Origin of the sequence: Pseudoalteromonas sp. PPB1 (genome assembly GCF_015356275.1) — a bacterium.
Taxonomy (GTDB): Bacteria; Pseudomonadota; Gammaproteobacteria; order Enterobacterales; family Alteromonadaceae; genus Pseudoalteromonas; species Pseudoalteromonas rubra_D.
Genome location: NZ_JACEQV010000064.1, coordinates 1 through 2,794 on the forward strand (window position 1 = coordinate 1; position 2,794 = coordinate 2,794).

Below are 2,794 nucleotides of genomic sequence, written 5' to 3' on the forward strand. Positions count from 1 at the left end.
ACCGTTAACATCATACTGATACCGGCACTGAGCAAAACTGGTTAGCCTGTCCTGTTCGTCAAATGTTGCGCTCTTAGTGGTGGTTTGGTCACCTTGTGTGAAATCAATGCCAATCCGGTTACCATTTACACCGTAGCGGTATACCTGTGTGGTGTCTCCTTTTGTAGCAGTACTCAGGCGACCTAACCCATCGTACAAGTAGGTTTCTAACTGGCTTTCACCGGCTAAAAACTCCACCATAAACTAAAAAAGCTTGCCAGATTGGCAAGCCTTTTTTAGAGAAGTTGTGCTATTGCATCATCATAACAGGTTTGAATACGAGATAATTGGACATCTCATTCAAATGCTTGCTCTCGAGTTCTTGATGCGTATCACCAGTTCAAGGCTCTTTTGTGCAGATTGCACTTGCTGGGCGTATTCGTTGACGTCCATTTGTTTTGGTAGCAGTATGCGGTAGCAGTCGATGCCTTCAGCAACTAACTTTTCGAAAAGTTCACTTTTCACCCAGAAAAAACTTCAAATTTTTTCATTTTTTTGCAAGTTTTGTCAAAAAAAGGCGATTATAAAAAATCCTAATACTGAAAACGCATTATTTAGCCTAAAAAATGCAGATTATTAGCCTTTCTAATAAACATCCTTTTTATTAATGATTTGTGGGCAAAGAAAAAGCCCCGTTTGGGGCTTTGGTATTTTTTATGTAATCTTGAGCAGATAATTGCTGTTTATCAAGCAGTGAGCTCTTTTAGTATCTAAAGCATTCCACTCGATAGTTTCACCGCTATCTTCATCAATAAATACGGTTATAGTTTCATTAAAACTGAAGTTACTACTATCAATGAGCTCAAGTGTCTTGCTCCCTTTACGAAGGCTTTGTATGACTTCTTGAACAGATGGTGAGCCATCCACACTCTCAGCGATTATATTCTTTAATAAAGAATCCACTAACGATTCAATGCTAAGCGACATTAAAGACTTAGTTCCGCTTGATATCAACCACAATAAAAACCAGTCATTCTGATTTGCTTCTTTAAGTTCTTCGAGCTCATAAGGTTCATATCTTAAAGCTGACCAGAGTTCCTTCAACTCATCTAAAGGGCAAATCAGAACGAAAGAGTTTGTACTTCTAAGATACCCTTCAACTTCTACATCAGAAACTACTGGCACAAATACAACGACGTCGTTAGCAATTCTTAGGTTATGCAAATAGCCAATATCGCCATTATAATTCAGTCGAACTTGCAAATCTCCATTGGCACTCGTGACCAAATCGTCTGCAACACCATTAAACACATTGAATCCGAAAGAGTGTAAATCCAGTGTCTGGTCGTAGTCAAAGCCATAAAAGCTATATTTTAAATTATTATTCATATTTTTAGTTCGCTACATTTTCAATACTTGGCAGCTTCCACCTTTTTGAGTAGCGCGCCCAGTCACTCTTTGGAATAAATGCTCTGTGTCGCATTATTTTTCCACCTTTGTCTGTTGTAATATGAAAAACACCTTCTTTCCCATTAATCGTTCCCTGTTGCAGATATTCAGAACGACCATTTGCCCTGAACATAGGCTTCTGAGAAAGAATAGATTTTTCGAAAGATGCAGGGAAATTGTGGAAGGCATCCTCGCCCATTCTTTTTAAAGTTCTGGCATCATAAATAGGCAGATTGTCTCCACCCTTTGAACCCTTCTTCTTAGCCTTCCACATCTTATAAGCTTTGGCAGCTGCTGCACCACCAAATGCCAGGCCACCGACCGCAGCGACCACCACAGCTTTGTAGTCAACACAGGCAAATGGCTTGCCTTCTACATATAGCTGCTCCACTTACATAAATTTGAACCGCCTTTTTCTCCACTCTTTGTAACATTACACTAGTCAGACTAAAGGCCCTAAACTACCACGTGTAAAATATCTAGCGTTTTCGTCTGATGCAGGCTCAATACCACCAAACCAATTACCGACTTCGTGGCCAGCAACAAGTTTAGAAGCATATACTTGAAGTTTTTTCATTAACACTGTCGTTTCTTCACTGACTATGTCATCTTCATCAAAATTGAAATCGATATCAAAATGGCTATTATATTTTACTAGTCTTAACAATACAGAAGGTATGTTAGTTCCATCTATGCATAAACTTTCAAGTTTAATATACAATGTTGCATCTTCTGAAAGACTGATGAATGACGCAATGTCATCAGTAGAAATATCAGTCGCAGAAGATAACTGAATCGCTTCACTACATCGAACTTCTAGGACTTTACCAGCTTGCTTTAGTAAACTCGTCAGCAACTGACACACATGAGAACGCATGACATTTTCTATAACAATTTCTAGTAGTTCTGCCATCTTGAATTCCTTAATCTATAAAACCTTTAAAAGTAAAGTCTTGTTGCAACCTTATACCTCGACCATCACTCAATCGTTTCTCTAAAAATGTTATTCCTTTGTCATTTGTAACTTTCTGGAATTCACCAGGGCCTCTAAAAATTTCTCTAAAATGTTTCATCGCTTGAGCATTATACGTTTTTTGGTGACCAGAGATTTTCCCCCAAATATCTGGATTTCTACCAGCATGCTTTGACAAAGCATGTCCGACTACAGTAGATCCCTTATACGGTTGCTGAGCGGTCTTAAGAACGGTTTTAGCATGGCTCCGACTGAGACCAGCTAACCCCTTTGACCCCTTCTTCTTAGCCTTCCACATCTTATAAGCTTTGGCAGCTGCCGCACCACCAAATGCCAGGCCACCGACCGCAGCGACCACCACAGCTTTGTAGTCAACACAGGCAAATGGCTTGC

At 39.7% G+C, this 2,794-nt stretch carries 5 protein-coding genes; all 5 read right to left on the reverse strand.

What is annotated here, in order from left to right; genetic code table 11:
- A partial coding sequence (locus IY568_RS24240; protein WP_194868953.1) for a hypothetical protein occupies positions 1 to 240 on the reverse strand: 240 nt, incomplete at its 3' end.
- Positions 241 to 693: 453 nt separating this feature from the next.
- Positions 694 to 1,368, reverse strand: a complete 675-nt coding sequence (locus IY568_RS24245; protein ID WP_194868954.1) for a hypothetical protein — start codon at positions 1,366 to 1,368, stop codon at positions 694 to 696.
- 4 nt (positions 1,369 to 1,372) lie between these two features.
- A complete protein-coding gene (locus IY568_RS24250) occupies positions 1,373 to 1,819 on the reverse strand; it encodes a hypothetical protein (RefSeq protein ID WP_194868955.1) in 447 nt (148 codons plus the stop codon).
- A 51-nt stretch (positions 1,820 to 1,870) separates the two neighbouring features.
- Positions 1,871 to 2,341 carry a hypothetical protein gene (locus IY568_RS24255; RefSeq protein ID WP_194868956.1) on the reverse strand — a complete coding sequence of 157 codons (471 nt, stop codon included), beginning with the start codon at positions 2,339 to 2,341 and terminating at the stop codon, positions 1,871 to 1,873.
- 10 nt (positions 2,342 to 2,351) lie between these two features.
- On the reverse strand, positions 2,352 to 2,794 hold a 443-nt coding region (locus IY568_RS24260), incomplete at its 5' end, for a hypothetical protein (RefSeq protein WP_228553563.1).

Bases quoted from the DNA above. Each gene is read 5' to 3' on its own strand.
- IY568_RS24255 (WP_194868956.1), bottom strand. From the start codon at position 2,341: ATGGCAGAACTACTAGAAATTGTTATAGAAAATGTCATGCGTTCTCAT.
- IY568_RS24245 (WP_194868954.1), bottom strand. From the start codon at position 1,368: ATGAATAATAATTTAAAATATAGCTTTTATGGCTTTGACTACGACCAG.